Genomic DNA, 25,511 nt, shown 5'->3' on the forward strand with positions numbered 1-25,511 from the left:
TGAGTTGCTGCACAGACAGCGCCACAGAACGATGAGCAGGCTAGGCGGTTTCGAGAAATACTCATGGGGTCGGCTTTGGACGAGAACACTCAAGAACCGTCGTCGGATCCGGGCCCGCGCGCCGTGCAAGTGGGGTACGTCGTTTCCACTTTGAGGCGTAGCGGGCCGACACGCCAGCTGTTGAATCTGGTCACGCAGCTTAATAGGTGGGGGTACGGTGTCCACGTTCTCACACTGTCGTCCGAGCCTGACGATTCTTTGTGGCGCGAGTTTGAAGCTCTCGGCGTTCGCTTGAGTACGTTGTCCATGGGGCGCGGCGTGAGCATGCTGGCGGGCAAAAGGAAGATCAAGGCTTGGGCCGAGCAATCTCGGGTGGATGTGCTTCATACCCAGGGTATTCGTGCAGACTCCATGGTGTGTACGCTCGGGATCCCCCACGTGGCGACATTGCGGAACTATCCGTTTGAAGATTACCCATTGTTGTACGGGCGGTGGCGCGGCTGGTGTATGGCGCACTGGCATATGCGTGCGCTTCGCAGGGTGTCTCGGCCGGTAGTAGTGTCCTGGGGCGTGGCTGAGATGCTGAAGCGACACGGACTGGAAATGGATGTCATTCAGAATGGTGTCGACGTGGAGTATTTTGATGTTCCGGCAGGGAGAGCCGCTGCAAAACAGGCTGTGGGGCACTTCGGGGAGCAGCCCCTTGTGGTGGCTACGGGGCACTTGATTGACCGGAAAGATCCCGAAACCGCACTAAGGGCGATGACCGCGTTGGAAAACAAGGTGAAGTTTGTCCTGGTTGGAGACGGAGCGCTGCGCCCAGAGTTGGAAAGGCGTTGGGGTGCGAACGACCAAGTTCGGTTTGTAGGGCGCGTAGAGGACGTGAGGCCCTGGTTGCAAGCGGCGGACGTATTTGTATCGCCTTCGAAATCTGAAGGGTTGCCGAATTCAGTGATGGAGGCGATGGCCTGTGGTTTGCCATGCGTTCTATCGGACATACCGCCACACAGGGAGTTGCTCGAGGATCAGCCGAGCGCGGGTGAGCTTTTCACGGTCGGCGACGCTGAAGGGATGGCGCAAGCAGTGCTGAGAGTGCTGGAAAACACCGAGGCAGCAGGGGCTGCGGCCCGGGATAATGCTGTGATGTCCTTTTCCTCGGAGGTGATGGCAGGGGGGTATCTCAAGCTCTATCAACAAGAGTCGAAACGAACATCACGACGGGTCGGGCATTAGGGATATGGGGGCAGGGGAGCAAGCAGGAGTTTCGGTGCTGATCGCGGTGCATTCGAGCGACAGCGTCGAGTTCCTGGATCCGGCTATTTCGAGCATGACGTTCGGCCAGACGCGGCAGCCGGACCAAGTGGTCTTGGTGAAAGATGGCCCTTTGTCGGCGAAAGGCGAAAGTGTATTGAGTGACTGGCAGGCTCGGCTTGGCAACAAACTGGAGGTCGTGTCGCTTCGAGAAAGCATTGGATTGGGAGGCGCGCTCAATGCCGGGCTTGAACGCTGTGCGTATCCGCTTGTGGCCCGCATGGATGCGGACGATGTTTCATTTCCGGATCGCCTCGAGCGACAAGGTGCCTTCATGGAAGAGAATCCCGAGATCGGTGTGCTGGGGAGCGCTGCACGTGAACTAGGGTTTGATGGGAATGCGGGCCCGCTCAGGGTGGTGGCCGAGGAGCATGAAGCACTAATGGATCGGCTTTGGGCGTGTCCGTTTATTCACCCCTCGGTGATGTTTCGGCGGGATCTGATACGGGGTGTTGGTGGTTATGATGCGTCGCTTCGACGGCGGCAGGATTATGAGTTGTGGTTTCGTGTGGCGCAGGCAGGGGGGCGCTTCGCGAACATCGGAGAGCCGTTGATCTGGTACCGGTTTAATCGTGATACGCACAAGAAGCAAAGCACCTTGGCGGCGTGGAGGCAGGGTGTAATTGGCTTTCGCGGGTCACGCAAGGTGGGCCTGCCTGTCTGGAAGCAGGTGGCCTGTTTTGCTCCTTTTTTCAGGTCGTTGCTACCGCTGTGGGCGCAGCATAGAGTCTATCGCCTGTCGAGTTCGTTCGACCCCAGGCGATAAGGGGCGTAGGCCGATGTCAGATCCAGGCGTTAGAAGCGATGTCCGGCGTTGGTTGGTGACCGGAGCTACCGGCTTCGTGGGTAAAGCGGTGGTGGCAAGGTTGGCGTTCGAGGATTCCTGTATTCCTGTGGCGGGATGCCGACGGGATGTCTCGTTACCGGGAAACGCGGAGTTGGCGGTAACGCCGTCGCTTGGCCCAGATGCGGACTGGAGCGGCGCGCTGCAGGGTGTGGAGACCGTCGTGCATACCGCGGCCCGTGTGCATGTGATGGACGAGGACGCGGCCGATCCATTGGCGGAGTATCGACGCGCGAATGTGGAGGGCACGCTGGCGCTGGCGCGGCAGGCGGCGCAGGCGGGTGTGCGGCGGTTTGTGTTCGTCAGTTCCATCAAGGTGAATGGGGAGCAGACTGCGACCGGTAGTGCGTTTTCCGCGGCGGATGCGCCGGCGCCGGTTGATCCGTATGGCGTTTCCAAGGCGGAGGCGGAAGCGGGGTTGTTCGCACTGGGCCGTGAGACGGGGATGGAGATTGTGGTGGTGCGGCCGCCGCTGGTGTACGGCCCGGGTGTGGGCGGGAATTTCGCACGGATGATGCAGTGGGTGGCGCGGGGTGTGCCGCTGCCGCTGGGGGCTGTGGACAATCGGCGTTCGCTGGTGGGGCTGGATAACCTGGTGGATCTGCTGGTGACGTGTCTGGAGCATCCGGCTGCGGCGAATCGGGTGTTCCTGGCGGGGGATGGGGAGGACCTTTCCACCACTGATCTGTTGCACCGTGTGGCGGCGGCGATGGGGCGGCGGGCGCGGTTGGTGCCGGTGCCGCCTGTGCTGTTGCGGGCCGGGGCGCGTGCGGTGGGGCGCGGGGAGATGGCGCGGCGGTTGCTGGACTCGTTGCAGGTGGATATTTCGCATACGCGGGAGACGCTGGGGTGGGAGCCTCCGGTGAGTGTGGATGAGGGGTTGCGGCGGGCGGTTGTGTCGTTGGTTGGGTAGGTTTGGTGGTTTTTCGAGTTTGGCGGGGGCTTCGCGGCCAAGGCCGCTCATACAGGGTAGCATTTGGTGTAGCAGGCCAGCTTCTGGGCGTTGGGGGTTGGATTCGCGTGGGTGATCGGCCAAGGGGCTGTGTCCACTTCCCCGGATTAGGTCCACGCATAACTAGAGGTTTCCGGGTGGTGTAGCTGCCGGTATTCGACCGGCGTGAGATCCCCCAGCGAGTCGTGGGGGATGGTTTCGTTGTAGTCCTGCAGCCACTGCTCGGTGTGTTCCCAGACTTCGGTCAGCGTTCGGAAGACGTAGAGGTCCAGGACCCCTCGGCGGTAGCTGCCGTTGAACCGTTCGATGAACCCGTTCTGCATGGGCTTGCCCGGCTGGATGAAGCTCAGTTCCACGCCCCGCTGCTCGGCTCAGTCGGCGATCGCGGCCGAGACGAACTCGGGACCATTGTCGAGGCGGAGTTGCTGGGGATAGCCCCGCCAGGCCGCAATACGCTCCAGCACCCGGATCACACGGGGTGCGGGCAGATTCAGATCGATCTCCACCGCCAGCGCTTCCCGGTTGAAGTCATCTACGACGTTGAAGGTGCGAAAGCGCCGTCCGTCCCACAGCGCATCCGACATAAAGTCCGCTGACCAGCACGCGTTCGGAGCTTCGGTCGATGCCAGAGGTCGTGGCTCCCGTGGTGGTAAGCGGCGCTTACCCTTGCGCCGCAGGTTCAGCTTCAGGGCGCAGTACACGCGCCAGACCCGCTTGTGGTTCCAGGGCAGGCCCCGACGCCGGATCAGCTTGAACAGCTTGCCAAAGCCCCGCTCCGGATAGCGTTCCACCAGCTCCTGCAGTAGTGCGATCACCGCATCGTCCCGGTCCGGTTGCTTGCGATACCGCACCACCGATCGCGCAACCCCGGCCGCCTGACAGGCCCGGCGCTGACTCAGCCCATGCTCCTGCGTCAACGCAGTGACCACGCAGCGCTTCTCGTCCGGGCTCAGAGCTTTTTTGTGATGACGTCCTTCAGGGCCGTGTTCTCCAGGGCCAGCTCGGCATACATCCGCTTGAGCCGGTTGTTCTCGTCCTCCAGCTCCTTCAGCCGTCGGACGTCGGCTGCCTCCATGCCGCCGTACTTCGACTTCCACTGGTAGTAGGTTGCTTCCGAGACCCCGACCTCCCGACAGACGTCCTTCACCTTCCGGCCGCCTTCGACCTGCTTCAGCGTCTGAACAATCTGGCTTTCCGTAAACCGACTCTTGCGCATCTCGGCCTCCTTGGGCTCTAGTGTGCCCGGAGACCTCCAGTTTTCAATGGACCGAATTTACGGGAAGGCGACAGCTGGCCTCCTGCAAGAGAGCGCTTTGCTATACTTGTATAGCACTGTCTGGAGGAACATACATGTTGGCTTTGCGTTTGCCTGAAGATGTCGAGAAGCGCCTGGCCGCCTTGGCGAAAGCGACCGGGCGCAGCAAGAGCTTCTATGCGCGCGAAGCGATCGTGCAGCATCTTGAGGATCTCGAAGACATCTATTTGGCTGAGCAGCGCCTGATTGACCACCGCAAGGGAAGCGGAGAAACGGTCTCCATGGATGAGATGAGGCGTCGACTTGAGCTGGACGATTGAGTTCGAAAACCCGTAGAGAAAGAACTGCGAGCGCTCGATAAGCAGGCAGCGAACCGCATTCTGAAATATCTGGCCGAGCGGGTTGCGCCTGCGGATGATCCTCGTCGTCTAGTCAAGGCGCTCTCGGGGGGCGAGTATTGGCGATATCGAGTGGGGCCCTACCGTGTGCTGGCCACAATTGAAGACGATGCGCTGCGGATACTCGTCGTCCGGGTGGCGCACCGGAACCATGGATACCGTCAGTAGCGCGTTGGCCCTTGGTGCGAATCTCGGCTAGCTTCGTTTCCCCTCCAAATGAACATTGGGTGATTGGCCAGGGGCTGGCCCCCTACGGGGGGTTGTTGGTTGGGATGTGGGAGGCGTTTTGATTCGGATTCTGGATGTGGTGCTGGCGTTGGTGGGGCTGGTGGTGGCCGCGCCGGTGATGGCGGTGTTGTGGGTGCTGGGCTGGCTGGAGTCGCGTTCGCCGCTGTTCCGGCAGGAGCGGATAGGGCGGCATCAGCGGCCGTTTGTGCTGGTCAAGTTTCGGACGATGCGGCCGGATACTGCGTCGGTGGCGACGCATCTGGCGGAGTCTTCCTCGGTGACGCGGCTGGGGGGCTTTCTGCGCAAGACCAAGCTGGATGAGTTGCCGCAGCTTTGGAATGTGCTGAAGGGGGAGATGAGCCTGGTGGGGCCGCGGCCCTGCCTGGTGAGTCAGGTGGAGTTGATCGCGGCGCGCGAGGCGCGCGGAGTGTTTGCGGTGCGCCCCGGCATCACCGGGCTGGCGCAGGTGAACGGGATCGATATGTCGGACCCGGAGAGGCTGGCCGAGGTCGATGCGAAGATGATTGGGTCGCTGACGCTTGTGGGTTACTTCCGGTATCTGGTGCTGACGGTGACCGGAAAGGGTTCAGGAGATCGGATCCGACCGTAGAGTGTGAAGGTGCCAGATCGGCGTTATTGGGGCTCGGTCGGGTTCAGGGGAGTTGGCGCTGTAGGGCGTCCCTGTACAGCTTGCGCCAGCCTGATACTGACCGTCGGAAGAAGTGACTGTTGCTTAGATTCCACTGCCGGGCGAGGGGCGAGCTCTTGCTAGTTCCAAGGGTACCGGGAAAGTGCCCCGCCTGGTTATAGAGCGTCAACTCTCCAAACCAAAGGCGTTGGCCATCCCAGAGAAAGTCGACCCGTACATGGTCGAACTCCTGTCCGAGTTTTCGGGCGATTGCTAGCGCTTGGTTGATGTCCACCGGCAAGAACAGGGTGGGCGAGGGTGGGGCGACGGCAGCTCGCTCCTCGCTTCGAATGGGTGCTCCTGAATCGTCGAAATACCAGACGTTGGCCCGCATGTCCTGAAACCGTCCGCTGATGTGAATGAGGCGCTCCACTCTTTCACCAAAGGTGTAGATCTTGAGTTCGTCCGGTCCGCCTGTGTCGGGTGCAATCATCTCTTCGAGAAATAGCTGGCGAGGGATACCCAGGTACCCCCATTCATAATGCTTGCGGCCGTGCGTTTGCAACATCCATTGGTGGCCCAGCTGCTCGATCTCAGCCCGGTTATGGTTGCCTTTTCGAACCATGTGGTTGGTCCCGCAGCCATGGTTTGCTTTGAATACGGTGTCGCCCCGAAGAAGGGTGTCCGGTATGTCACACGGATCGGTACCCGTCCAGCGTACCGAAGCGATCGAGAGCCCAGGGACGCGGGCCGCTACCCACTCCTTGCTCGCGAGTTTGTCGCTGACGATTACAAATCGGGGATCATGATCGAATATCTTGCGCCAGAAGAACTTGTCGTTTCCGGTGACGGGGCAGCCGGCACAAGGGAGACGACGCGTGCGGCGTAGGGTGCGCAATGTGATGGGGAGATACCGAATCCAGCACCAAAGGGTAACCGCCGCCAGCAGTGCCCGGTCCAGGTATTTCACGCGGAACTCGGATCTAAGGGCTTGGTACCTGAAGCATAGGCGAGAGACCATGGCATGTAGGCGCCACCGGGCGATTCGTAGGCTTCCAAGTGGTCGACAATGAGCCCCATGACGTCCGATGGTGGCAGCCGAACCATGCCGAACAACTGATGAACAAAACGAGCCAGAGAGGGCAAGTCGGGGCACTGCCAAGTGATACGCTCTTCGGTCTCGAATGTGTTCAGGAATTTGGCTTGGACTAGGTGGTTGCGCAATTCACCGAGGGCGAAGAAGACACCGCGGTGGCCAGTCTCGGTCCAACGATCCACGGGTCCGTTCAAGAACGCTGCAGCGGCTGATCCTGTTCGAACATCGGCGACAACGATCTGCCCGCCGGGTCGCAGCACCCGCCAGGCTTCGTTGAAGAAGCCGCGACGTTCTGAAGAAGAAAGGTGATGGAGTCCCGCCAGGCTCGCAACCTTGTCAACGCTTTGATCCGGAAGAGGTATATCCCAGATTGGGGAGATGATCGTCGTATGGTTTTCTTCGAGAGGTGACGCAAACTCGGACGAGGGTTCTACGCACACCACTTCAGCGCCCTGGGTCTTCAACCGGTCGGCAACGTACCCACCCCCCGCTGGGGCATCCACGATCGTTTCCCCTGGAAGGGGCGACAGCCTTTTTAGTAGCTCGGCAAGCTCCTGATTACGGGCATTAGGGAACTCTGCCATCGCGTTGTTGTACGAGCGGCCCCGCTGGTCGAATGTGTCGATATACGTTGTCACAGCGGACGATGATAAGTGCGTTCAGTCTCCAAGCGAAAGGGGTCTATCTGGTTCCAACGTGCGGTTGAAACAGTCCATGTCCGCGGTGCCAGGCGACTCCTGTGGAAAGGCATCAGTTTTTGCTGGTGAAGTTTCGGACGATGCGGCCGGATACGGCGTCGGTGGCGACGCATCTGGCGCAGGCCTCGTCGATTACGCGCCTAGGCCGTTTCTTGCGTCGTACGAAGCTGGATGAGTTGCCGCAGCTTTGGAATGTGCTGAAGGGGGAGATGAGCCTGGTGGGGCCGCGGCCCTGCCTGGTGAGTCAGGTGGAGTTGATCGCGGCGCGGGAGGCGCGCGGGGTGTTTGCGGTGCGCCCCGGCATTACCGGGCTGGCACAGGTGAACGGGATCGATATGTCGGACCCGGAGCGGTTGGCGAAGATGGATTCGGAGATGATCGGTTCTTTAAACCTCCGGGACTATTTCCGGTATCTGGTGCTCACGGTGACCGGAAAGGGTTCAGGAGATCGGATCCGACCGTCGTAATAACCAGGATCGGACTATTGGGTTCTGTTTTGTAGGAGCCTGCTTGCAGGCGAAGGTTGGGGTCGAATCGGGCGCTGGCGGGAGCTTCGCCTGCGAGCAGGCTCCCACGAGTCCGGGAATGCTTGATGTGGGCGGCCCAGCCATTTGGCTGGCGTGCCTGCTCCGGTCTTCCATCGGCCAGGGGCTGGCCTCCTGCAGTGTGCTGTGCGCTTCGCATTACGGCGTGGCTGGTTCTGGGGTTATCGCCGGGATGCGGAATTTTGTGTGAGGGGCTTGTCAGTGGCCAGAAATTGGTAGGGTGATGGGCGAATACAGGTCGGCAGGGTCGGCGCTACCGTTGAGGGGTTGCAATCGACCGTTCGCATAAATTTTGGCGATAAGGGTGGATTCCTCTACTTTATGTGCTAGTTTTTGTCGCGGGGGACAAGGACGTCCCCTGAAAGGGCCACTTGGGCATGGACGCCAGGGTGGCCCTTTCTCTTTGTGGGGCAGGTTCCAGCCAGTGTCAGCCGATCCGCTTATCTGTAAGACGTGTAACAGTGGATGTCCGGCGTTCGAGGGCCTCGCTGACATCGTCCTTGTCATCCCGGCCGTCGAGAAGCGGAGAGCCTGGGTTTCCTGTTTGCCCCGGCGCTAGTTGTGCCGCGCAGGGAAAATCATGAATAGCGGTTTCGCCGATGCTGGGAGGGCGTTCTAGTCGATGTGCTGTCCAGGACCGAAGGCTCAGTGGTGCTGGGCCTTGGGTAACCGAGAGGTTTTTATTTATTCCATGCTCTTGCTACCGCTTAGCGGTCCAATTCGACCGTTGAGTAATCAGATTTGCGATTCGCTGGAAATCGGCAGCATGTTTGATATGTTGCGTGTGGGGGCAGGGACGCCCCCGGAAGGGCCGCTCATGGAATGGATTCCAAGCGGCCCTTTCTTTTTTGGCGTGCCCTTTCAGCCACAAGTGGGTGTCGCAGAGGATCAGGAAAGTGGGTGATCCGGAAGGCTGGTGCAGAACGCTCGAAAGGTTGGGCGGGGTCTTATTACAGCAGCGTCGCATTCACGCCCATGGGTTCTGCAGCGGCCACGAGCGTCTCGTCGAGTGAGCAAAGTGCCACGCCGTGGTTGTACGCAATGGCCAAGTGAAGAGCGTCGCCAGCGCGCAAGCCGGAGGCATGATCGTCGGCGAAGTGGGCAGCGGTGTGGTAATCGATAGACGAGATCGGCAGGGTCGAGAGTGACGATTCCCGCAACGCCGCAAATGCGCCAAGCACGTTCGCCCGTTCCCGGGGTGTCAGGATTTCCATTCGAACCTTCATGGACAAGGCTGCGGAGAAATCCGTAAGCACCCAGTGACTGATGCATAGCGCATCGGCGTCTTGTGCCGCCAGCCAATCTTGTACCTCTTCGGTACGGGGCGCGCGAGTGAGCGCCGTGACCAGGATGCTAGTGTCCAGATAGCGCATCAGTAGCGTGCATCGTCGCGGATCTGTTGCTCGATGGTCTCGTTGGAACCGTGTTGCTGGGCATCGGTGACTGCGCGGAGCGCATTCGCATCAATGGGTTTTTTAGGCGCCGTCGCGCTGGAAAGGCGCACGACGGCCTTGCCTCGCTTGGTGATGAGGATGGATTCCCCGGCCGCAGCGCGTTCCGCCAGCTCGCTCAGGTGGGCTTTGGCGTTCGCCAGGCTAACCGTCGGCTCGGGCATTTCGTGCGCTCCTGACCATGTAGATGGTCATATCATAGCGTGGCGACAACCGTCGCGGAAATGGGGTGGCGCGAGGGAAGGGGATGCAGACGCGGGGCTTGCGCCCGATTGCGTCGGCGAATTTGGGCTTGTGACAACAAAAACCCCGGCACGAGGCCGGGGTTCAAGAAGGAGAAAATAAATCTGTCCCCGTTTGCTTCTTTTCAAAGTGGGTGTCTCATAGATGTCGTCCTTGACTGGTGAATGTCGCGGGATAGGGATAGCAGGGCGGCTAGCAGAAGGCTGGCGGCGATTAGCTCCACTGACTCCTCCAGCAAATGGTCGACCAGCAGGTATTCGAGGGTGAAAGTGTAGTTTTCATTATTGGCACGAGACTGTTCCATGATCGCCAGCGTATCCTGCCAGTGTGGCAGGGCGTACAGGTCCAATCGCTCCATCAGCCATGTCCCGAGCCGTTCCTGCCAGTCTCCGACTCGTCGCATGGCTGAGCCGAAGGCCACGGAACCGTAGATGACGAAAGCAAGGGACAGCCAGACTAATGTTTCCAGGCGAGGTCTGTAGCGCAATATGATTGCCGCGACAGCTCCGAGCATCATCGCGCTCAGAACCGAGTAGAAGAAGAGCTCCCATGTGAGCCGGCTGACGAAGCGTTCAGTAAAAGGCAGGAGGCTGTGCAGAAGAGGCAGGTAGTCGTTTGCTACTACATGTCGGAGGTTCAGAGAATCTTCCACGAGCATCAAAAGCAGTGCGCTGGCCAATAGCAGAAATGGCACCCTGATGGCTGCGGGGGTCGATTTCAGATGTGATAGCCACCAGCCGGTAGCCAGCAGGGTCGAACAGAACAATAACCCCCACTGAGCCATCTCGACCGCTCTGCCTTCGCTGAACAGTGCATACCAGAGCAGCGGTAGCGGGGAGTCCGCTAGTAGCCAGTCGCTTCGCACTGTCGGTATCCCCGCGATATCGGCGAGTGCTACCCAAGCCCACAAAGTACCCAGGATGGAGATTGAAAGCGCGACGACAAAAGTGGGCAACAGTCGAGGGATCATGCAGCCATCGTAACGGAGATGATCGAGGCGGGCACCTTGCTGCCTTTACGCGGGACAAAAGGCGGAGGAAAGTGAGTGTCCCACAAAATGCTGGAATTGTATCCGAGAAAGCAGGCCAACAAACAGAAAACTAAAAGCCCCGGGATGTGCCGGGGCTCCAGCGCACAAAGGGGGAGGGCGTCATCGATTACCCCATCCAGTGAGAGAGGGGAACATAAATCTGTCCCCTTTCGCTCAGTGAATGCAATTGGCGGGCTGGATCAGCCTCGGCACCTGGGCAAACTCAGTCGTCTGGCAAGCCATCACACGCCATGCCGAAAACGCCGGCGGAAGGGTAGTGGCTCTGTGGGGGAGGAGCGGAGTGGGAATGCGGCGCCTGCCGCCAGTTGGTTGTGTCGCTGGTGTCGGTGAATCGGGCGTATGACAACAAAAAACCCCGGCGTGAGGCCGGGGTTTGGAGTGGGGAAAATAAATCTGTCCCCTTTTGATTCATGTCCCCTTTTGATTCTTTAGTTGTTTATTTTTAATGCATTAGCTACTGCCTTCCCTACGGGGTGCCCGCTTCGGTACGGCAATTGGCGGGAACCCATCGATGGTTAGCTTCCGGGGTGGTGCACGCCCAGGTTACCGAACCGCCCTCGTCGCTAGGCGTAAGAGTGACAGTAAAGTTCTGGTTGCCGTTGTATACAACGGCAATCACGCCATCTTCGTTTACAGTAACCGAATCAACATAGTCGCCAGTGATAGAAGTGGCGGCTGGAAGGCCCGCCTCAGTGTTGTTATCAGGGAAGTCACCCGTGGATTGGAACGTCTCGGTCACAGATGTGCGTGCCGACTGCGCGAGTGATAGCGCTTCGGATACCTGTGCGCGAGTGGTGTAATCCTGATAAGCCGGCAGCGCAATAGCCGCCAGAATCCCGATAATCGCCACAACGATCATCAGTTCGATAAGCGTAAAGCCCTTTTGGGCGGTCTTCTTCTGCATGTTCGTACTCCCTTGATGTGATGAAAGCTGGGCCGGAGGCCCGGCCGCCCCGTGGGCAGCTGTCAGAGTAGAAGCAATGGGTGTGCCAGGAGCGGGAAAATCCGGATAAACGGCGCTGTGTGGCCATTCGGTGTGGGGTTTGGGTCACTACATGCGGGGGTTCAGATGTGTAACGTGACAAAAATGGTCACCCCGAGTGACGTGGGTGGTCAGTTTGGTTTGGGGTTTGTCACCTGCGCGGTGCCGGCTCTTCGGGTTACTGGGCGCGGGTCTGCGAGAAGCGCTCGCGACTATCAGGCCGATTGCTTCGTCGCTTTGCTCCTCGCAATGACGGGTTTCTTTTGGCGGGGGCTTCGTCGATGAGGTCGCTCAGGGCTGCATAGGACTCGGGGGTGTGTTCACGAGATTGCCACGGCCCCTTTGGGGCCTCGCAATGACGCGATTCCTGGGGCCGGGGGTCAGAGGCCGAGGATGGCGACGGCGACGGCAAAGTAGATGAGGATGCCGACGATGTCGACGACGGAGGTGATCAGCGGGGCGCTGGCGACCGCCGGGTCGAAGCCGAAGCGGGACAGGGCAAACGGCAGGAGCATGCCGAACATGGAGCCGAAGATCACGACGAAGAACATGCCGAGCGCGATGGCATTGGCCACCTGCATGTCGCCGAGCCAGTTGCCGGAGATCCAGATGGCGGCGGCCAGGGTGACGCCCAGGGCGCCGGACACGAGGACTTCCTTGCCGCCGAGGCGCCACCAGTCGCGTAATTGTATGTCGTTCACGGCGAGTGATCGCACGACCAGTGTGGCGGCCTGTGCGCCGGCATTACCGCCGGTGGCGATGACCATGGGCAGGAAGAACACCAGGGCGACGACGGCCTCGATGGCGGCTTCGTAGTAGCCGATGGCGATGCCCGCGAAGATGTTCACCGCGACCAGGATCAGGAGCCAGCCGATGCGCTTGCGGTAGAGAAGCTGCATGCTGGCATCGCGCAGGGAGAGGACGAGGTCGCCGACCGCGGCCATGCGGTGGAAATCCTCGGTGGTCTCGGCGCGCAGGACGTCCATGACATCGTCCACGGTGATGATGCCGAGCAGGTGGCCGTTGTCGTCGACCACCGGGAGGACGTCCAGGTCGTAGTGGCTGATGCGGTGGGCGGCCTCTTCGCGATCTTCCTCGGCAGCGACGCTCACGACATCCGTGTGCATGCGTTCGCGCACGGTGGTGGTAGGGCTCGACAGCAGGAGTTCTTTTAGTCGTACCCAGCCAAGCAGCTCGCCGTCCGGAGTGATGACAAAGATCGTGTTGATGGTTTCCGCCAGTTCGTGTTGTTCGCGCAGGTGGTCCATCGCCTCGGCCACGGACCAGTCGGGCTGGACCGAGGCGAACTCGGGTGTCATCAGGCGCCCGGCGCTCTCTTCGGGGTAGCCGAGCAGGGTTTCCAGTGCCTCCTGGTCGTCGTTCGGCAGCGCCTCGAGCAACGTCTCGGCGTGGTCGTCTTTGAGGCCTTCGATGACCGAGGCCGCGTCGTCATAGGACAGGGCGGCGATCAAACGGCTGGCGTGTTCCTCCTCCAGGGACTTCAGCACCCGGGACTGGTGGTCCGGCTGCAGGTGGGCATAGATATCCGCCGTGCAGGCGATATCCAGGCGCTGGAAGAAGCGCTGCATGAGTTCTTCGGGCAGTGCTTCCAGGGCGTCGGACAGATCCGGGGCCGCGTGGCTCGCGCACAGGCCTTGCAGGGCATCATCCGTGGGTTGATCCAGCGCGGTGCCCAGCGTCTGTGGCAGGTGGTCGATCTCGTGGTCGGTCGGGCTCATCGCTTGTGTCCTACGGGGTGGCCAGGCCGAGCATTGCCACGGCCAGCGAGAAGTAGATCATGATGCCGCCAAGGTCGGCGATCGCGGTGACCATCGGTACGCTGGCCGTTGCCGGGTCCAGTTTCAGGCGGCTCAGAATGACCGGAAGCAGCATGCCGATCATGCTGGCAAAGGCGACGATGATGGTCATGGCGACGGCGACCAGCAGTGCGATCTCGGCGCCGCCCCGCCACAAGCCTAGTATCGAGACGGCCAGGCCCATGGTCACGCCGATGCCGACGGATACCCCCAGCTCCTTGCCCCACAGCCGCAGCCAGTCGCGCGCGGTGACTTCGCCGGTCGCCATGGCGCGGACCATCAGCGTGGAGCTCTGGGCCCCGGCGTTACCGCCGGAGTCGATGATCAGGGGAAGGAAGAACACGAGCACGACGAGGGCCTCGATGGCTTCCTCGTACTGGGAGATCATCAGTGCACCAATGCTGTTGAAGGCCACCAGCCCAATCAGCCAGCCCACGCGCTTGCGGTACAGCAGCCAGGGGCTGGCGGCGTCGGGCGACAGGGGCAGGCTGCCCACGGAACCCATCTTGTGGAAGTCCTCGGTGGATTCGGCCTCGAGGACGTCCATGACGTCGTCGACCGTAATCACGCCAAGCAGCTCGCCGGTTTCGCCGACCACCGGAAGCGTCTCCAGGTCGTAATGCTGGATCTTGCGGGCGGCGGCCACGGCGGTTTCGGAGACGCCGATGGTGATGGGATCGGCGTCGTCCAGCAGGTCGCGTACCGGGCTGTCGGCTGCGGCGCGCAGGAAGTGCCGGATCGGCACGGCCGCCTGCAGCACCCGGTCCTGGTCGACAACGAAGATCACGTTGTTGGAGTGTTCGTCCGCGTTACGCCGGATGAAGGCCAGGGCCCGCTTGAGGGTCCAGTCCGGGTCTACGGCCACGACATCCGGTGACATCACACGGCCGGCGGAGTCCTCGGGGTAGTTCAGTTGTTTCAGGGCACGGCGGATGGCGCGAAACGGCAGCAGTCGCAGATAGCCGCGCAGGGTGTCCGCATCCAGCGTCTGCAGCAGGGCGGTGAGGTCGTCCGCCTCCATCTCCGAGAGGATGAAGCGAGCGTCGTCCCGCGGTGAAGACTCCAGCAGCCGGATCTGGTGCGCCGAGTCCAGGTAGGCGAAGACATCCGCCTTGCGCCCGGGGGGCAGCATGTTGAATACGGCGGTAAGGTCCGCCTCGCCCAGCTCCATCAGCGCGTGGGCGATATCCTGCACGCGCATGTAGTCGAGCAGTTCGTGGAGTCCGTCGCGGTCGTCCAGACGCAACAGCTCCTTCAGCTCGATGATGGATTGTTCGAGGTGAAGCTCCATGCCCTTCTCCCGGTGGCATCCGGGCGCTGCGGGAGGGACACGTGCATGGGCACAGTCGCTCAAGGCGCCGCAAGGATGCGGTGGATGATTCCAGGGGTCAGTCGGGTTGTGGACCCGGCCGTTCCCGGCTCTTTATTTAAAAAGGCCTGACGGGAAGCGACCGGTTCGGAGAACGGACGCTTGCCGCTAGGCGCAGATAGATCGGCTGCGTGATCGGCGTTTCAAGGCGCGTTCCCGTGTGTGGAGATGGTGTTCATTCTAACGGATGCTGGCCCGCAATCAACCGCTTGTGCCGGGTTTTGAAACATTCATCTACTCTTCATGGTCAGTGATGGGCCAGCCAGTACGCGGGTCGATGAGTGCTGAGCGTTGGGTGGTGGGGTAGGTTTTCGGGCACGGTCGGGGGGAGCCCGATCGCCTGCAAGCAGGCTCCTACAGGGGATTGCCCTGCCTTGTAGGAGCCTGCTTGCAGGCGATCAACTCGGCGTCTGTCTGACGCAACGATTTGTGTATCAGAAAAGGTGTACGCGATGGAGCAACAAGGCTCGATAGAAGGCGCTGTGCTGTCGCTGACCGATGTGGCGTTTGGCTATCCGGGCGAGGGCGAGGTACTGCACGGGGTCGACCTGGAGCTGGCCGCCGGGGAGCGCGTGGCGATCGTCGGCGAGAGCGGCAGCGGCAAGTCCACCTTGCTGCATCTGGCGGCGGGGTTGGAGGCGGCGGATCGCGGCAAGGTGCACCTAACGGGGAAGGCGCTGGCGGGGCTGGACGAGGCGGCGCGGACGCGGCTGCGGCGTTCGCGCGTAGGGATCGTTTTCCAGTCGTTTCACCTGATTCCGACGCTGACGGTGCTCGAGAACGTGATGCTGCCGCTGGAGCTGGCGACGGATCTGGATGCCGCGCAGCGCCGTGAACGGGCTGCGCGGCAACTGGCGGCCGTAGGTCTCGGGGACAAGGGCGGGCGAGAGCCAGAGCAGCTCTCCGGGGGCGAGCAGCAGCGCGTGGCGATCGCGCGGGCGCTGGTGCACCGGCCGGCGCTGATCCTGGCCGACGAGCCGACCGGCAACCTCGATTCGCGCACCGGCGAGGCGGTGTTCGGCCTGCTGCTGGAACAGGTGCGAGCGACCGGCTGCGCCTTGTTGCTGGTTACGCATTGTGACGATCTGGCCGGGCGTCTGGACCGGGTGCTGCGCATGCAGGACGGCCACTTGCAGGATCTCGCCGCGGAAGCCTCGGCGACGTGAACTCACTGCTGGTAAAGGCCTGGCTGCGCGATTGGCGAAGGCGCCCGTTGCAGCGGCTGCTGACGCTGGTGGGTGTGGTGATCGCCGTGGCCGTGGTGCTGGCGGTGGACTTGGCCAACCAGTCGGCGCAGCGCGCGTTCGACCGCTCGATGGACGAGGTGGCTGGCACGGCCACTCACCAGATTCTGGGGCCGGCCCGGGGATTCGACGAGGCGCATTATCGCGATCTGCGGCTGGCCGGCTGGCGCGATACCGCGCCGATCGTGGAGGGGCCCGCGCGGCTGCCGGACGGGCGCACGATCTATGTACTGGGCGTCGATCCGCTGGCCGAGGGCCCGTTCCGCGGGGCGGCCTCGGACATCGGGGATGCCCCGGTGCAACGGCTGGTCACCGAGCCGGGCACGATCCTGCCGCCGAGTGGTTGGTGGGCGGGCTCCGGGATGGCGCACGAGGACGGGCTGACGCTCGAGACCACCGCCGGGCGTTTCGAGGTCACGCTGCTCGACCGCGCGGCGGAGCGTGACGAACCGGCGGTCGAGGCAGACGACGAGGGCGGCTCGCTGTGGGTCACGGATATTGCCACCGCGCAGACGCTGCTCGGCCGGCCGGGGCGGCTTGATCGTATCGACGTGCGCCTCGATGACGCCGACATCGACGGCTTCGCGGAGCTACTGCCGGATGGCCTGGAGCTCGTGCCGGTCGCGGCGCGCGACCAGGCCTCGCGCGAGCTGGCGCAGGCCTTTCGGATCAACCTGACGGCGATGAGCCTGCTGGCGCTGCTGATTGCGGCCTTCCTGATCTACAACACCCAGACCTTCGCGGTCCTGCGCCGACGCGAAGTGCTGGCGAGCCTGCGCCTGGTGGGGGCCGGTCGGCGGGCGCTGTTCGGCGTGGTGATGCTGGAGGCCTTGCTGGTCGGGGTGATCGGCACGCTACTGGGTGTGCTGGTCGGGATGGGTCTGGCGCAGGTGCTGGTCGGCCAGGTCGCGCAGACGGTAACCGATCATTTCTTTGTGGTGGCGGTAACGGAGGTGACGCCGCGCCCGCTGGCGCTGCTGGCGGTGATCGCGCTGGGGGTAGGGCTGTCGCTGCTGGCGGCGCTGGCCCCGGCCTGGGAGGCGGCGCGGGCGGCCAGCCCCGGCAGCCTTGGGCGCGGGCGGCTGGAACGCCGGGCGCGCCGGGGCCTGCGCGGGCTGGCCGTGGCGGCGGTCGTGCTGCTAGCGGCGGGTGGCGTGATGCTGCTGCTCGGGACCGGGGGGCTGGTAGGCAGCTTCGTCGCGCTGTTTCTGCTGATTACCGGCTTTGTGCTGCTGCTCCCGCTGGTGCTGGCCGGGGTGCTGCGTGGTCTGGCGCGGCTCGGTCGCGGGCGGACGCTCCCGCGTATCGGGGTGCGCAGTCTGGAGCGGAGTCTGTCGCGCAGCGCGCCGGCGACCTCCGCGCTGACGCTGGCCCTGGCGGCCGCGATCAGCGTGTCGGTGATGGTCGGGAGCTTCCGCGACAGCGTGGAGCAGTGGCTGGGGCAGGCGCTGACCTCGGATGTGTACGTGGTGCCGGTGGCCCCGGCCGCCGCCCGTAGCGGGGCGCGACTGCCCGCGGACTGGGGGGAGACGCTCGCCCGCATCGCCGAGGCGGAGTCGGTCAGCACCGGTTCCAGCCAGGACACGCCGAGTGCTGTCGGGATGATCGATCTCTACGTGGTCGAGCCGCATCCGGTCTGGCTGGACTACCTGCCGCTGCTGCGGGCCGAGGCCACGGGCGAGGCACTCGACCGGCGCCTGCGCGAGACCGATGCGGTGCTGGTCACCGAGCCCTTTGCGGCGCATCACGATGTGGGTGTGGGCGATCGCCTGGAGATCCGCGTGGACGACGGACGGCGGATGTTCGAGGTGGCGGGCGTGTATCGCGACTACGGTAGCCCGCAGGGCACCGTGCTGATGCTGGGCGAGCGGTTCTATGCAGGCACGGCCGGTGCAGAGGAGGTGGGCTCGTTTGGGCTGCGCCTGCCCGACGACGTGGATGCTGGCGCGGTGATCGAGCGCCTGGAGGCGTGGCTGGCCGAGCGCGAGACGGCGGCCATGGTCACGCGCCCCGGCGATATCGAGCAGGAGTCCATGGCGATCTTCGACCGCACCTTTGCAATCACGCACCTGCTGCGGGTGATTACGCTGCTGGTCGCGTTCATCGCGATCCTCGGGGCGTTGATGGCCCTGCAGATGGAACGCGCGCGCGAATTCGCCACGCTGCGCAGCCTTGGCCTGCTGCCCGGCGGGGTGCGCGGGCTGGTGGTGTTTCAGGGCGCGGTGCTGGGGGGCTTTGCCGCACTGGCCGCGATCCCGCTGGGGCTGGGCATGGGCTGGTTGCTGATCGAAGTCATCAACCGCGAGGCCTTCGGCTGGGGCATGGACCTGCGCTGGCCGGGCCGCGAGATCGCCGAGACCGTTGTCCTGGGCGTGGGGGCTGCGCTGCTGGCGGCGCTGATCCCGGCCTGGCGCATGGCACGCATGCGGTTGGTGCCCGCGTTGCGAGAGGTACCATGATGGTCGGGTTGCGGCTTGTGGAAATGGGTTTTGTGGGAGCGGGCTCTGTGGGAGCGGGCTTGCCCGCGAAGCCCCTGCCCGCGCTAGGCTCTGGCAAGGCCCTTTCGCGGGCAAGCCCGCTCCCACAGGTGCTCCTGCAGATGTTTCCTCAGAAGATTCTGCGCCTGTTGGTGCTGGCTGGGCTCGTGGTGCTGCTGGTGGCCTGTGGCGGGGCGGAGCCGCCGGATGTGCGCGAGGCCGAGGTGTCCGGGCTGCGGGTGGGCGAGGCCCTGGGCGGGGAGGATACGGATGGGTTCCGGCGCGCGGATGCGCCGCGGGTGTTCGAGTTTCCGCGTGACCACGGGCCGCACCCGGGGTTTCGCAACGAGTGGTGGTATGTGACCGGTAATCTCGATGGGCCGGAGGGCGAGCGGCTGGGCTTTCACGTCACCTTCTTCCGCGTTGGGCTGGCGCCGGAGCTGGCGGGGGAGGCGCGCTGGCACGATTCGGCCTGGGCCAGCCCGGATATCTGGATGGCGCATACGGCGGTGGTCGACCGCGAGGCCGGGCACCACGCCTCCGAGGAGCGCTTCGTACGCGACGGGGCGGGGCTGGCGGGGGCCACGGAGCCGGTCGGCCGGGTCTGGGCCGAGGACTGGCAGCTGGCGGATCTGGACCGGGGCCGCTGGACGCTGGACTTCAGCGTGGACGACTACCGGCTGGCGCTGGAACTGGAGCCCCTGCGCGGCCCGGTCCTCCAGGGCGAGGCGGGGCTCAGCCAGAAGGGCCCGGAGCCGGGCAACGCCTCCTATTACTACTCCATGCCCCGTATCGCGGTGCGCGGGGAGGTCGAGCGTGCGGAGCACGGGCGCCTGGCGGTGACCGGTCAGGCCTGGATGGACCGCGAGTGGAGCACCAGTGCGCTATCCGAGGATCAGGTGGGCTGGGACTGGTTCGCGCTGCAGTTCGACGACGGGCTGGACGTCATGTACTACCAGCTGCGCAAGGAGGACGGCGAGCCGCACCCGCTGTCCAAGGGCCGCTGGATGCCGGCGGATGCCGACGACCGGCTGCTGGAGCCCGACCAGGTCGAACTGGAGCCCCGGCGCTGGGCCACGCAGCCATCCGGCAATCGCTATCCGGTGGAATGGGCCATGCGCATCGCGCCGCCGGACGGCTCGGCCCCGCGCGAACTCACCGTGCGCGCCATCCGTGATGAACAGGAAATGGACACGGTGATTCGCTACTGGGAAGGGGCGGTGGATATCCTCGGCCCGGATGGTGAGCCCATTGGCCGGGGGTTTGTGGAGTTGACGGGGTATGAGGACGATTAAGGCGTTTCTACCACAGAGGGCATAGAGGGCACGGAGAAAGGCGAGGTCAAAAACGAAAGGCATTCACAGGAAGATTGGAAGATCGGAAGGTTTTTGGGTCCCGCAGTGCTGCGTCGGAGGCAGGATCAGCTTCGCACGCTGGGGGTGCCCGGGCGCCCCACGACAACCCTTCCAGATTGCACGTCTTCCTGTTAGTCGTTCTGGATCTGGCCTTTCTCCGTGTCCTCTGTGCCCTCTGTGGTGCAATGGATCTGCTTGCAGGAGAGGGGTGGCGCGAGGCCACCTCGGGGTTACCAGTCCATGGCTTCGTGGGGGGTGTCGAGGTCGAAGTCGTCCTGGAGGTGGGCGCGCAGGGCGCGTTCTTCCATCAGGCGTTCGAGGGTACGGCGGGCGGCGTGACGGGCCGGACCGCGGTCGTTGACGAGCTGATCTTCGAACAGGCTGGCGATCTCGTCGGCGCCATCGGCCGAGAAGTCGATCGTCGGGTCCATTGTCGGGTCTCCTGACAAGCCGGCCGGGCCATCCCGGACTGCGGTATCAGAAAAGTCTTATAAAGTCTTCCGGCCGGTTCGCAAGCAGAAAATTCTTATTGTTCAGTAGTTCGCCTTATAGGCTCCTGGTGCCGAACTCACGGGCGCGGTTCTGGTCCATCGTGCACGAATGGCGACGCTTTCCGCCGCCACCGAACAGTCGTGAGGGCAGGCCATGTTGATCCGCACCCGACATCGTTCCGAATGTTCCCATAGTGAGGTCACCCCACGGGAGGTCTACGCCCGCCGGCGCGAGTTTCTGCGGACCAGTATCGGGCTGGGAGCCGGGTTGGCGCTGGGTGGACTCGGGATGAGTGCGCCGGCGGCGGCCGCGCTGCGTGGCTACGAGCTGGAATTCGAGCCCAGTGATTTCTCCACGGACGAGTCGAAGACCTCCCTTGATGAGATTACGAGCTACAACAATTTTTTCGAGATGGGGCCGGGCAAGAGTGACCCGAAGACCTACGCCGACCAGCTGAAGACGGACCCCTGGACGATCACGGTGGACGGGCTCTGCGAAAACCCGGGCGAGTATGCGGTGGAGGACTTCATCAACCCGTGGTCGCTGGAAGAGCGGATTTATCGCATGCGCTGTGTCGAGGGCTGGTCGATGGTGATCCCGTGGATCGGCTTTGAGCTGAATCGCATTATCGAGAAGGCGGCGCCGCGTGGCGATGCGCGTTATGTGGCCTTCGAGAGCATCTACGACCCGGACAACCTGCGGGGTCAACGTCGGCGCCCCAGAGCTTCCGGTGGGCTGGAGTGGCCTTACACGGAAGGGCTACGCATGGACGAGGCGATGCATCCGCTGACGATCCTGGCCGTGGGCCTGTACGACGAGGTATTACCCAACCAGAACGGGGCACCGATCCGGCTGGTGGTGCCGTGGAAGTACGGCTTCAAGAGCATCAAGTCGATCCAGCACATCCGCTTTGTCGAGGCGCAACCGCCGACGCTTTGGAATCAGGCGCAGCCGGATGAATACGGTTTCTATAGCAACGTGAACCCGGACGTGGACCACCCGCGCTGGTCGCAACGCACCGAGCGGCGCATTGGCGAGTTCCGCCGCCGCCGAACCGAGATGTTCAACGGCTACGGGGACGAGGTAGCGTCGCTGTACGATGGCATGGATCTGCGCGAGCATTTCTGATGGGGCCCACCCTGAGGAGGCTCGTGTGACCGCTTCGCGGCGCCAGCGCGCGCAGCCACCCAGAGGCGTATGGACAGCGGTGCTGCTGCTATCGCTGGTCCCGGCCATCTGGATCGGCATGCGCGCGCTTGGACTGTTGGGTGGCTTAGGCGTCAATCCGATTGAGAAATTACTGGAGCTTTCCGGCACGCACGCCATGATCGCGCTGCTGATTGCGCTCTCGGTGACCCCACTACGGCAGATGACCGGGCTCGCCTGGATCGTGCGCCTGCGCCGGATGCTGGGATTGGTGGCATTTGGCTATGTGACCGCCCACGCCCTGATCTGGCTGGGGGTGGATCTGTTTTTCGACTGGGAGCTGGTGCTCTACGACCTCACCGAGCGTCCGTTCGTGATGGTGGGGTTTGCCGCCTGGTTGATCCTTCTGGTGCTCGCCGTCACGTCCACCAATGCCGCGCAGCGCTGGCTCAAGAAGAAATGGGTCTTGCTGCACCGCGGCGTCTACGTGGCCGGCGTGCTGGCGGTGCTGCACTTCCTGTGGCTGGCCCGAGCCGACTATGCCGAGGTCGCGCTGTACGCGGCCATCCTGGCGTTCTTGCTCGGCTGGCGCGTCGTCTACCGCTGGCAAACCCGACGGCGTATCCACGCCCGCCGCCACGCCCCCGCCTGAAGGTGTAGGTCAAGGGCCCTTTTTTCACCACGAAGCGCACGAAGGCACGAAGAAGGGCAAAAGGCTTGTAACCACAGAGTTCACAGAGAACACGGAGAACGGAAACCGTAACAAGTGATTAGCGGAACTGCGGCCGGACAGTAGGGCGATGGGCCAAAGTCCGGCTCTGTGCCTGTAATCCTTTGATCTGCTCCGTGCCCTCCGTGGTTCAATCGCCCTTGACCCGGCCCTTCTTCGTGCCTTCGTGTACTTCGTGGTGAACAAAAGGCCTTTGACCGCGCCCTTACGAAGCGCGCTGGCCGGCGTTGAGGGTGACGAGGAATTCGAGGAGGGCCTTTTGGGCGTGGAGGCGGTTTTCGGCCTCGTCCCAGACGACGCTTTGCGGGCCTTCGAGGACCTCGGTGGAGACCTCTTCCTCGCGGTGCGCGGGGAGGCAGTGCATGAACAGGGCGTCGTCGTTGGCCAGCTGCATCAGGTCCGCATCCACGAAGAAGCCGGAGAAGGCCCGGCGGCGGGCGCTCTTTTCCTGTTCCTGACCCATGCTGGCCCAGACATCGGTGACGACCAGGTCCGCGCCCTCGGCGGCGGCGCGGGCATCTCGCGTCAGCTCGAAATGGCTCTGGGTGGTGTCGACCACGCTGGGTTCCGGGTCGTAGCCCTCGGGGCAGGCGGCGACTAGCTGGAAGTCCAGCGAACGCGCCGCGTACATGTAGCTGTGACACATGTTGTTGCCGTCACCGATCCAGGCCACGCGTTTGCCGCGAATGTCGCCGCGGTGCTCGAAGTACGTTTGCAGGTCTGCCAGCAGCTGAGCCGGGTGTTCCAGGTCGGTCAGGCCATTGATCACGGGCACGGACGAGTGTTTGGCGAACAGTTCGAGCTTCTCGTGCTCGTAGGTGCGGATCATCACGCAGTCGACCATGCGCGACAGCACTCGGGCGGTGTCCTCAATCGGCTCGCCGCGGCCTAGCTGAGTGTCGCGTGGGGACAGGAATAGGGCATTCCCACCCAGTTGCTGCATGCCCACTTCGAATGACACCCGGGTCCGGGTCGAGGATTTCTCGAAGATCATGCCCAGGGTTTTGCCGCGCAGCAGGTCGTCGTGATGCTCGCCGCTCTTCAGTTGCTGCTTGAGCTCGATGGCCCGCTGCAGCAGGGCACGGGTTTCGTCTCCGGAGAGATCGAGGAACGAGAGATAGTGACGTGGGTTCATGCAGAGACCTCATTGACGGGTTTGGACGTCAGAAAGGCGTCCACCAGGTCGGAGACGGTTATGGCGATCTGTTCGACCTGCTCGTCGTCGATGATCAGCGGCGGGAGCAGGCGGATGACCGACCCGGCGGTGACGTTGAGGACCAGGCCCCGTTCCAGGGCCGCCATGACCAGTTCGCCTGCGGGACGGTCGAGTTCGACCCCGATCATCAGGCCGCGTCCGCGTACGGCCACCACGCCCGTGTGGTCCTCCAGACGCTGGCGCAGGCGTTGCAGGAGCAGCTCGCCCTGGCGTGCGGCCTGCTCGCACAGGGCCTCGTCCTGCATCACATCGAGCACGGCCAGGGCCGCGCGACAGACCAGCGGGTTGCCGCCGAAGGTGGTGCCATGCATGCCTGGGTTGAACAGCTCGCGGGCCGCGCCGGCCACCAGGTTGGCGCCGATCGGGATGCCGTTACCGAGGCCCTTGGCCAGGCTCAGTACGTCCGGGGTGATGCCCTCGTGCTGGAAGGCGAACCAGTATCCAGTGCGGCCGATGCCGGCCTGGATCTCGTCCAGCATCAGCAACCAGTCCTTGCGGTCGGCCAGGTCGCGCAGCTGGCGCAGGTAACCGGGCGGCGGGACATGGATGCCGCCTTCGCCGGTAACCGGCTCGACCAGGATGGCGACCACGTCGGGGTCTTCGGCCAGGGCCTCGACAGCGGCCGCATCCCCGTGCGGGACGTGCACGAAGCCTTCCACTAGTGGCTCGAAACCTTCGCGGATTTTGGCGTTCCCGGTGGCGGACAGCGTGGCCATGGTGCGGCCGTGGAAGCTGCCTTCCATCACGATGATCTTCGGCGTGCCAATGCCCTTGGCGCGGCCATGCAGACGCGCGAGCTTGATCGCCGCCTCGTTGGCTTCCGCCCCGGAGTTGCAGAAGAAGGCGCGGTCCATGCCGGACAGGGCGCACAGGCGCCGGGCGAGTTGCTCCTGTAGCGGGATGCGGTAGAGGTTAGAGGTATGGACCAGCGTGTTGGCCTGGTCGCAGACGGCATGCGCCACCTTGGGGTGGGCGTGTCCCAGCCCGCACACGGCGATGCCAGAGAGCGCGTCCAGATAGCGGTTGCCCTCGGTGTCCCACAGCCAGGCGCCTTCGCCGCGTGCGAATGCGATCGGCAGGCGGTTGTAGGTGTTCTGCAGGGCATCATTCATGGGTTTCTCCAAAACCAAAGAGCCGGCGGAGGACCGCCGGCTCGATGAAAGGCGTGGCCGCGTCATGCAGCCAAAAACGCCTAGTGTAAGCCGCTTGGGGCTTTACTTCATCTGCTGGGCAACAAAGTCCCAGTTCACCACGGCCCAGAAGTTTTCCAGGTACTTCGGGCGCGCGTTGCGGTAGTCGATGTAGTAGGCGTGCTCCCAGACGTCGCAGGTCAGCAGCGGGGTCTTGCCGTCGCGCATCGGGTTGGCGGCGTTGGAGGTGTTCACGATCTCGACGGAACCATCGCTGTTCTGCACCAGCCAGGTCCAGCCGGAGCCGAAGTTGCCGACCGCGGATTCGTTGAACTTCTCCTTGAAGGCGTCGAACGAACCGAAGGCGCTGTTGATCGCATCGGCCAGCTTGCCGGACGGCTCGCCGCCGGCATTCGGGGCCATGCAATTGAAGTAGAAGGTGTGGTTCCAGACCTGGGCACCGTTATTGAAGATGCCGCCGGCCGGGGCCTTCTTGACGATGTCTTCCAGCGAGGCGTTCTCGAACTCGGAACCCGGCAGCAGGCCGTTCAGCTTGGTCACGTAGGTCGCGTGGTGCTTGTCGTGATGGTATTCCAGCGTCTCGGCGGAGATGTGCGGCTCCAGCGCGTTCTTGGCATAGGGCAGTTCGGGCAGTTCGTAGGCCATGAAAGACTCCTTGTACTGTGTCGTGAGAAACTGCGTGGCGGCGCGCCCCGAAGCAGGACCGCCGCCGAACTCGACAACGATAGTCACCTTGCCCAAGCGATGCAATTTCCGATGATTCAGGTTGGTCTTGTAATGGGGGGAAAACTGTTCTCGATTAGTGTTTCTTCAGTGGTTTTTCGAATCCCTG

22 protein-coding genes and 3 pseudogenes are annotated in these 25,511 nt (G+C 63.2%); 12 read left to right on the top strand and 13 right to left on the bottom strand.

Features of this window, described 5'->3' with window-relative positions; translation table 11 throughout:
- The first annotated feature begins 63 nt into the window (after positions 1-63).
- The 3 genes from D002_RS13065 to D002_RS0105265 are packed head-to-tail and all read left to right on the top strand — an operon-like array spanning position 64 to position 3,068.
- Entirely contained in the window at positions 64-1,233 is a 1,170-nt protein-coding gene (locus D002_RS13065; RefSeq protein ID WP_018140865.1) for a glycosyltransferase family 4 protein, read from the top strand.
- Between the two features lie 34 nt (positions 1,234-1,267).
- Entirely contained in the window at positions 1,268-2,077 is an 810-nt protein-coding gene (locus D002_RS0105260) for a glycosyltransferase (RefSeq protein ID WP_018140866.1), read from the top strand.
- A 13-nt stretch (positions 2,078-2,090) separates the two neighbouring features.
- Positions 2,091-3,068, top strand: a complete 978-nt coding sequence (locus tag D002_RS0105265; protein WP_081610821.1) for an SDR family oxidoreductase — start codon at positions 2,091-2,093, stop codon at positions 3,066-3,068.
- A 146-nt stretch (positions 3,069-3,214) separates the two neighbouring features.
- Here the strand turns inward: D002_RS0105265 and D002_RS13070 are convergent.
- A pseudogene (locus D002_RS13070) lies at positions 3,215-4,323 on the bottom strand (IS3 family transposase).
- Positions 4,324-4,457: 134 nt separating this feature from the next.
- Here D002_RS13070 and D002_RS0105280 point away from each other — a divergent pair.
- From D002_RS0105280 to D002_RS0105285, 3 genes and pseudogenes are all read left to right on the top strand, one after another.
- Entirely contained in the window at positions 4,458-4,682 is a 225-nt protein-coding gene (locus D002_RS0105280) for a DUF6290 family protein (protein WP_018140871.1), read from the top strand.
- Positions 4,666-4,928 (top strand): annotated as a pseudogene (locus D002_RS13410) (type II toxin-antitoxin system RelE family toxin). Before D002_RS0105280 ends, D002_RS13410 begins: the two are co-directional and overlap by 17 nt.
- A gap of 118 nt (positions 4,929-5,046) precedes the next feature.
- A complete protein-coding gene (locus tag D002_RS0105285) occupies positions 5,047-5,598 on the top strand; it encodes a sugar transferase (RefSeq protein WP_018140872.1) in 552 nt (183 codons plus the stop codon).
- A 43-nt stretch (positions 5,599-5,641) separates the two neighbouring features.
- Here D002_RS0105285 and D002_RS0105290 read toward each other — a convergent pair whose 3' ends face one another.
- Both D002_RS0105290 and D002_RS0105295 read right to left on the bottom strand, forming a co-directional pair.
- Positions 5,642-6,586 (bottom strand): ATP-grasp fold amidoligase family protein, encoded by a 945-nt coding sequence (locus D002_RS0105290; protein ID WP_018140873.1) that lies wholly within the window; start codon positions 6,584-6,586, stop codon positions 5,642-5,644.
- The gene (locus D002_RS0105295) at positions 6,583-7,350 is read right to left on the bottom strand and encodes a class I SAM-dependent methyltransferase (RefSeq protein WP_018140874.1); all 768 of its coding nucleotides are present in this window, start codon (positions 7,348-7,350) and stop codon (positions 6,583-6,585) included. Before D002_RS0105295 ends, D002_RS0105290 begins: the two co-directional genes overlap by 4 nt.
- A gap of 116 nt (positions 7,351-7,466) precedes the next feature.
- Here D002_RS0105295 and D002_RS13075 point away from each other — a divergent pair.
- Positions 7,467-7,877: pseudogene (locus D002_RS13075) on the top strand (lipid carrier--UDP-N-acetylgalactosaminyltransferase); the annotation flags it as partial.
- A 1,028-nt stretch (positions 7,878-8,905) separates the two neighbouring features.
- On the opposite strand, the gene D002_RS0105305 reads toward D002_RS13075, so the two are convergent.
- The 6 genes from D002_RS0105305 to mgtE (D002_RS0105330) all read right to left on the bottom strand — a co-directional run bounded on the left by D002_RS0105305 (position 8,906) and on the right by mgtE (D002_RS0105330) (position 14,790).
- Positions 8,906-9,328, bottom strand: a complete 423-nt coding sequence (locus tag D002_RS0105305; protein WP_018140876.1) for a type II toxin-antitoxin system VapC family toxin — start codon at positions 9,326-9,328, stop codon at positions 8,906-8,908.
- A complete protein-coding gene (locus tag D002_RS0105310; protein WP_018140877.1) occupies positions 9,328-9,570 on the bottom strand; it encodes a type II toxin-antitoxin system Phd/YefM family antitoxin in 243 nt (80 codons plus the stop codon). Before D002_RS0105310 ends, D002_RS0105305 begins: the two co-directional genes overlap by 1 nt.
- Before the next feature lie 203 nt (positions 9,571-9,773).
- Entirely contained in the window at positions 9,774-10,619 is an 846-nt protein-coding gene (locus tag D002_RS0105315) for a hypothetical protein (protein WP_018140878.1), read from the bottom strand.
- Between the two features lie 547 nt (positions 10,620-11,166).
- Complete coding sequence (locus tag D002_RS0105320; protein WP_018140879.1) at positions 11,167-11,604, bottom strand: pilin; 438 nt, start codon at positions 11,602-11,604, stop codon at positions 11,167-11,169.
- 458 nt (positions 11,605-12,062) lie between these two features.
- Entirely contained in the window at positions 12,063-13,421 is a 1,359-nt protein-coding gene (gene mgtE, locus D002_RS0105325; protein ID WP_018140880.1) for a magnesium transporter, read from the bottom strand.
- A gap of 10 nt (positions 13,422-13,431) precedes the next feature.
- A complete protein-coding gene (gene mgtE / locus D002_RS0105330) occupies positions 13,432-14,790 on the bottom strand; it encodes a magnesium transporter (protein WP_018140881.1) in 1,359 nt (452 codons plus the stop codon).
- Positions 14,791-15,320: 530 nt separating this feature from the next.
- Between mgtE (D002_RS0105330) and D002_RS0105335 the strand changes: the two genes are divergently transcribed.
- The 3 genes from D002_RS0105335 to D002_RS0105345 all read left to right on the top strand — a co-directional run bounded on the left by D002_RS0105335 (position 15,321) and on the right by D002_RS0105345 (position 19,884).
- Positions 15,321-16,034: an ABC transporter ATP-binding protein gene (locus D002_RS0105335; RefSeq protein ID WP_018140882.1), complete on the top strand. Its 714-nt coding sequence runs from the start codon at positions 15,321-15,323 to the stop codon at positions 16,032-16,034.
- Positions 16,031-18,571 (top strand): FtsX-like permease family protein, encoded by a 2,541-nt coding sequence (locus D002_RS0105340; protein WP_018140883.1) that lies wholly within the window; start codon positions 16,031-16,033, stop codon positions 18,569-18,571. The genes D002_RS0105335 and D002_RS0105340 overlap by 4 nt, the downstream gene beginning before the upstream one ends.
- Positions 18,572-18,711: 140 nt before the next feature.
- The gene (locus tag D002_RS0105345; RefSeq protein WP_018140884.1) at positions 18,712-19,884 is read left to right on the top strand and encodes a lipocalin-like domain-containing protein; all 1,173 of its coding nucleotides are present in this window, start codon (positions 18,712-18,714) and stop codon (positions 19,882-19,884) included.
- A 290-nt stretch (positions 19,885-20,174) separates the two neighbouring features.
- On the opposite strand, the gene D002_RS0105350 is transcribed toward D002_RS0105345, so the two are convergent.
- Positions 20,175-20,375, bottom strand: a complete 201-nt coding sequence (locus D002_RS0105350) for a PA3496 family putative envelope integrity protein (RefSeq protein ID WP_018140885.1) — start codon at positions 20,373-20,375, stop codon at positions 20,175-20,177.
- Between the two features lie 214 nt (positions 20,376-20,589).
- Here D002_RS0105350 and msrP point away from each other — a divergent pair, with 214 nt between their 5' ends.
- Positions 20,590-21,564: a protein-methionine-sulfoxide reductase catalytic subunit MsrP gene (gene msrP, locus D002_RS0105355; RefSeq protein ID WP_018140886.1), complete on the top strand. Its 975-nt coding sequence runs from the start codon at positions 20,590-20,592 to the stop codon at positions 21,562-21,564.
- A gap of 25 nt (positions 21,565-21,589) precedes the next feature.
- The gene (locus D002_RS0105360) at positions 21,590-22,234 is read left to right on the top strand and encodes a sulfite oxidase heme-binding subunit YedZ (protein ID WP_026181546.1); all 645 of its coding nucleotides are present in this window, start codon (positions 21,590-21,592) and stop codon (positions 22,232-22,234) included.
- Between the two features lie 283 nt (positions 22,235-22,517).
- On the opposite strand, the gene argF is transcribed toward D002_RS0105360, so the two are convergent.
- From argF to D002_RS0105375, 3 genes are all read right to left on the bottom strand, one after another.
- A complete protein-coding gene (gene argF / locus D002_RS0105365) occupies positions 22,518-23,447 on the bottom strand; it encodes an ornithine carbamoyltransferase (RefSeq protein ID WP_018140888.1) in 930 nt (309 codons plus the stop codon).
- The gene (locus tag D002_RS0105370) at positions 23,444-24,640 is read right to left on the bottom strand and encodes an acetylornithine transaminase (RefSeq protein ID WP_018140889.1); all 1,197 of its coding nucleotides are present in this window, start codon (positions 24,638-24,640) and stop codon (positions 23,444-23,446) included. Before D002_RS0105370 ends, argF begins: the two co-directional genes overlap by 4 nt.
- A 102-nt stretch (positions 24,641-24,742) precedes the next feature.
- Positions 24,743-25,324 (bottom strand): superoxide dismutase, encoded by a 582-nt coding sequence (locus D002_RS0105375; protein ID WP_018140890.1) that lies wholly within the window; start codon positions 25,322-25,324, stop codon positions 24,743-24,745.
- Positions 25,325-25,511: the final 187 nt, after the last annotated feature.

Origin of the sequence: Thioalkalivibrio sp. ALJ7, from assembly GCF_000376865.1 — a bacterium.
Lineage (GTDB): Bacteria > Pseudomonadota > Gammaproteobacteria > Ectothiorhodospirales > Ectothiorhodospiraceae > Thioalkalivibrio.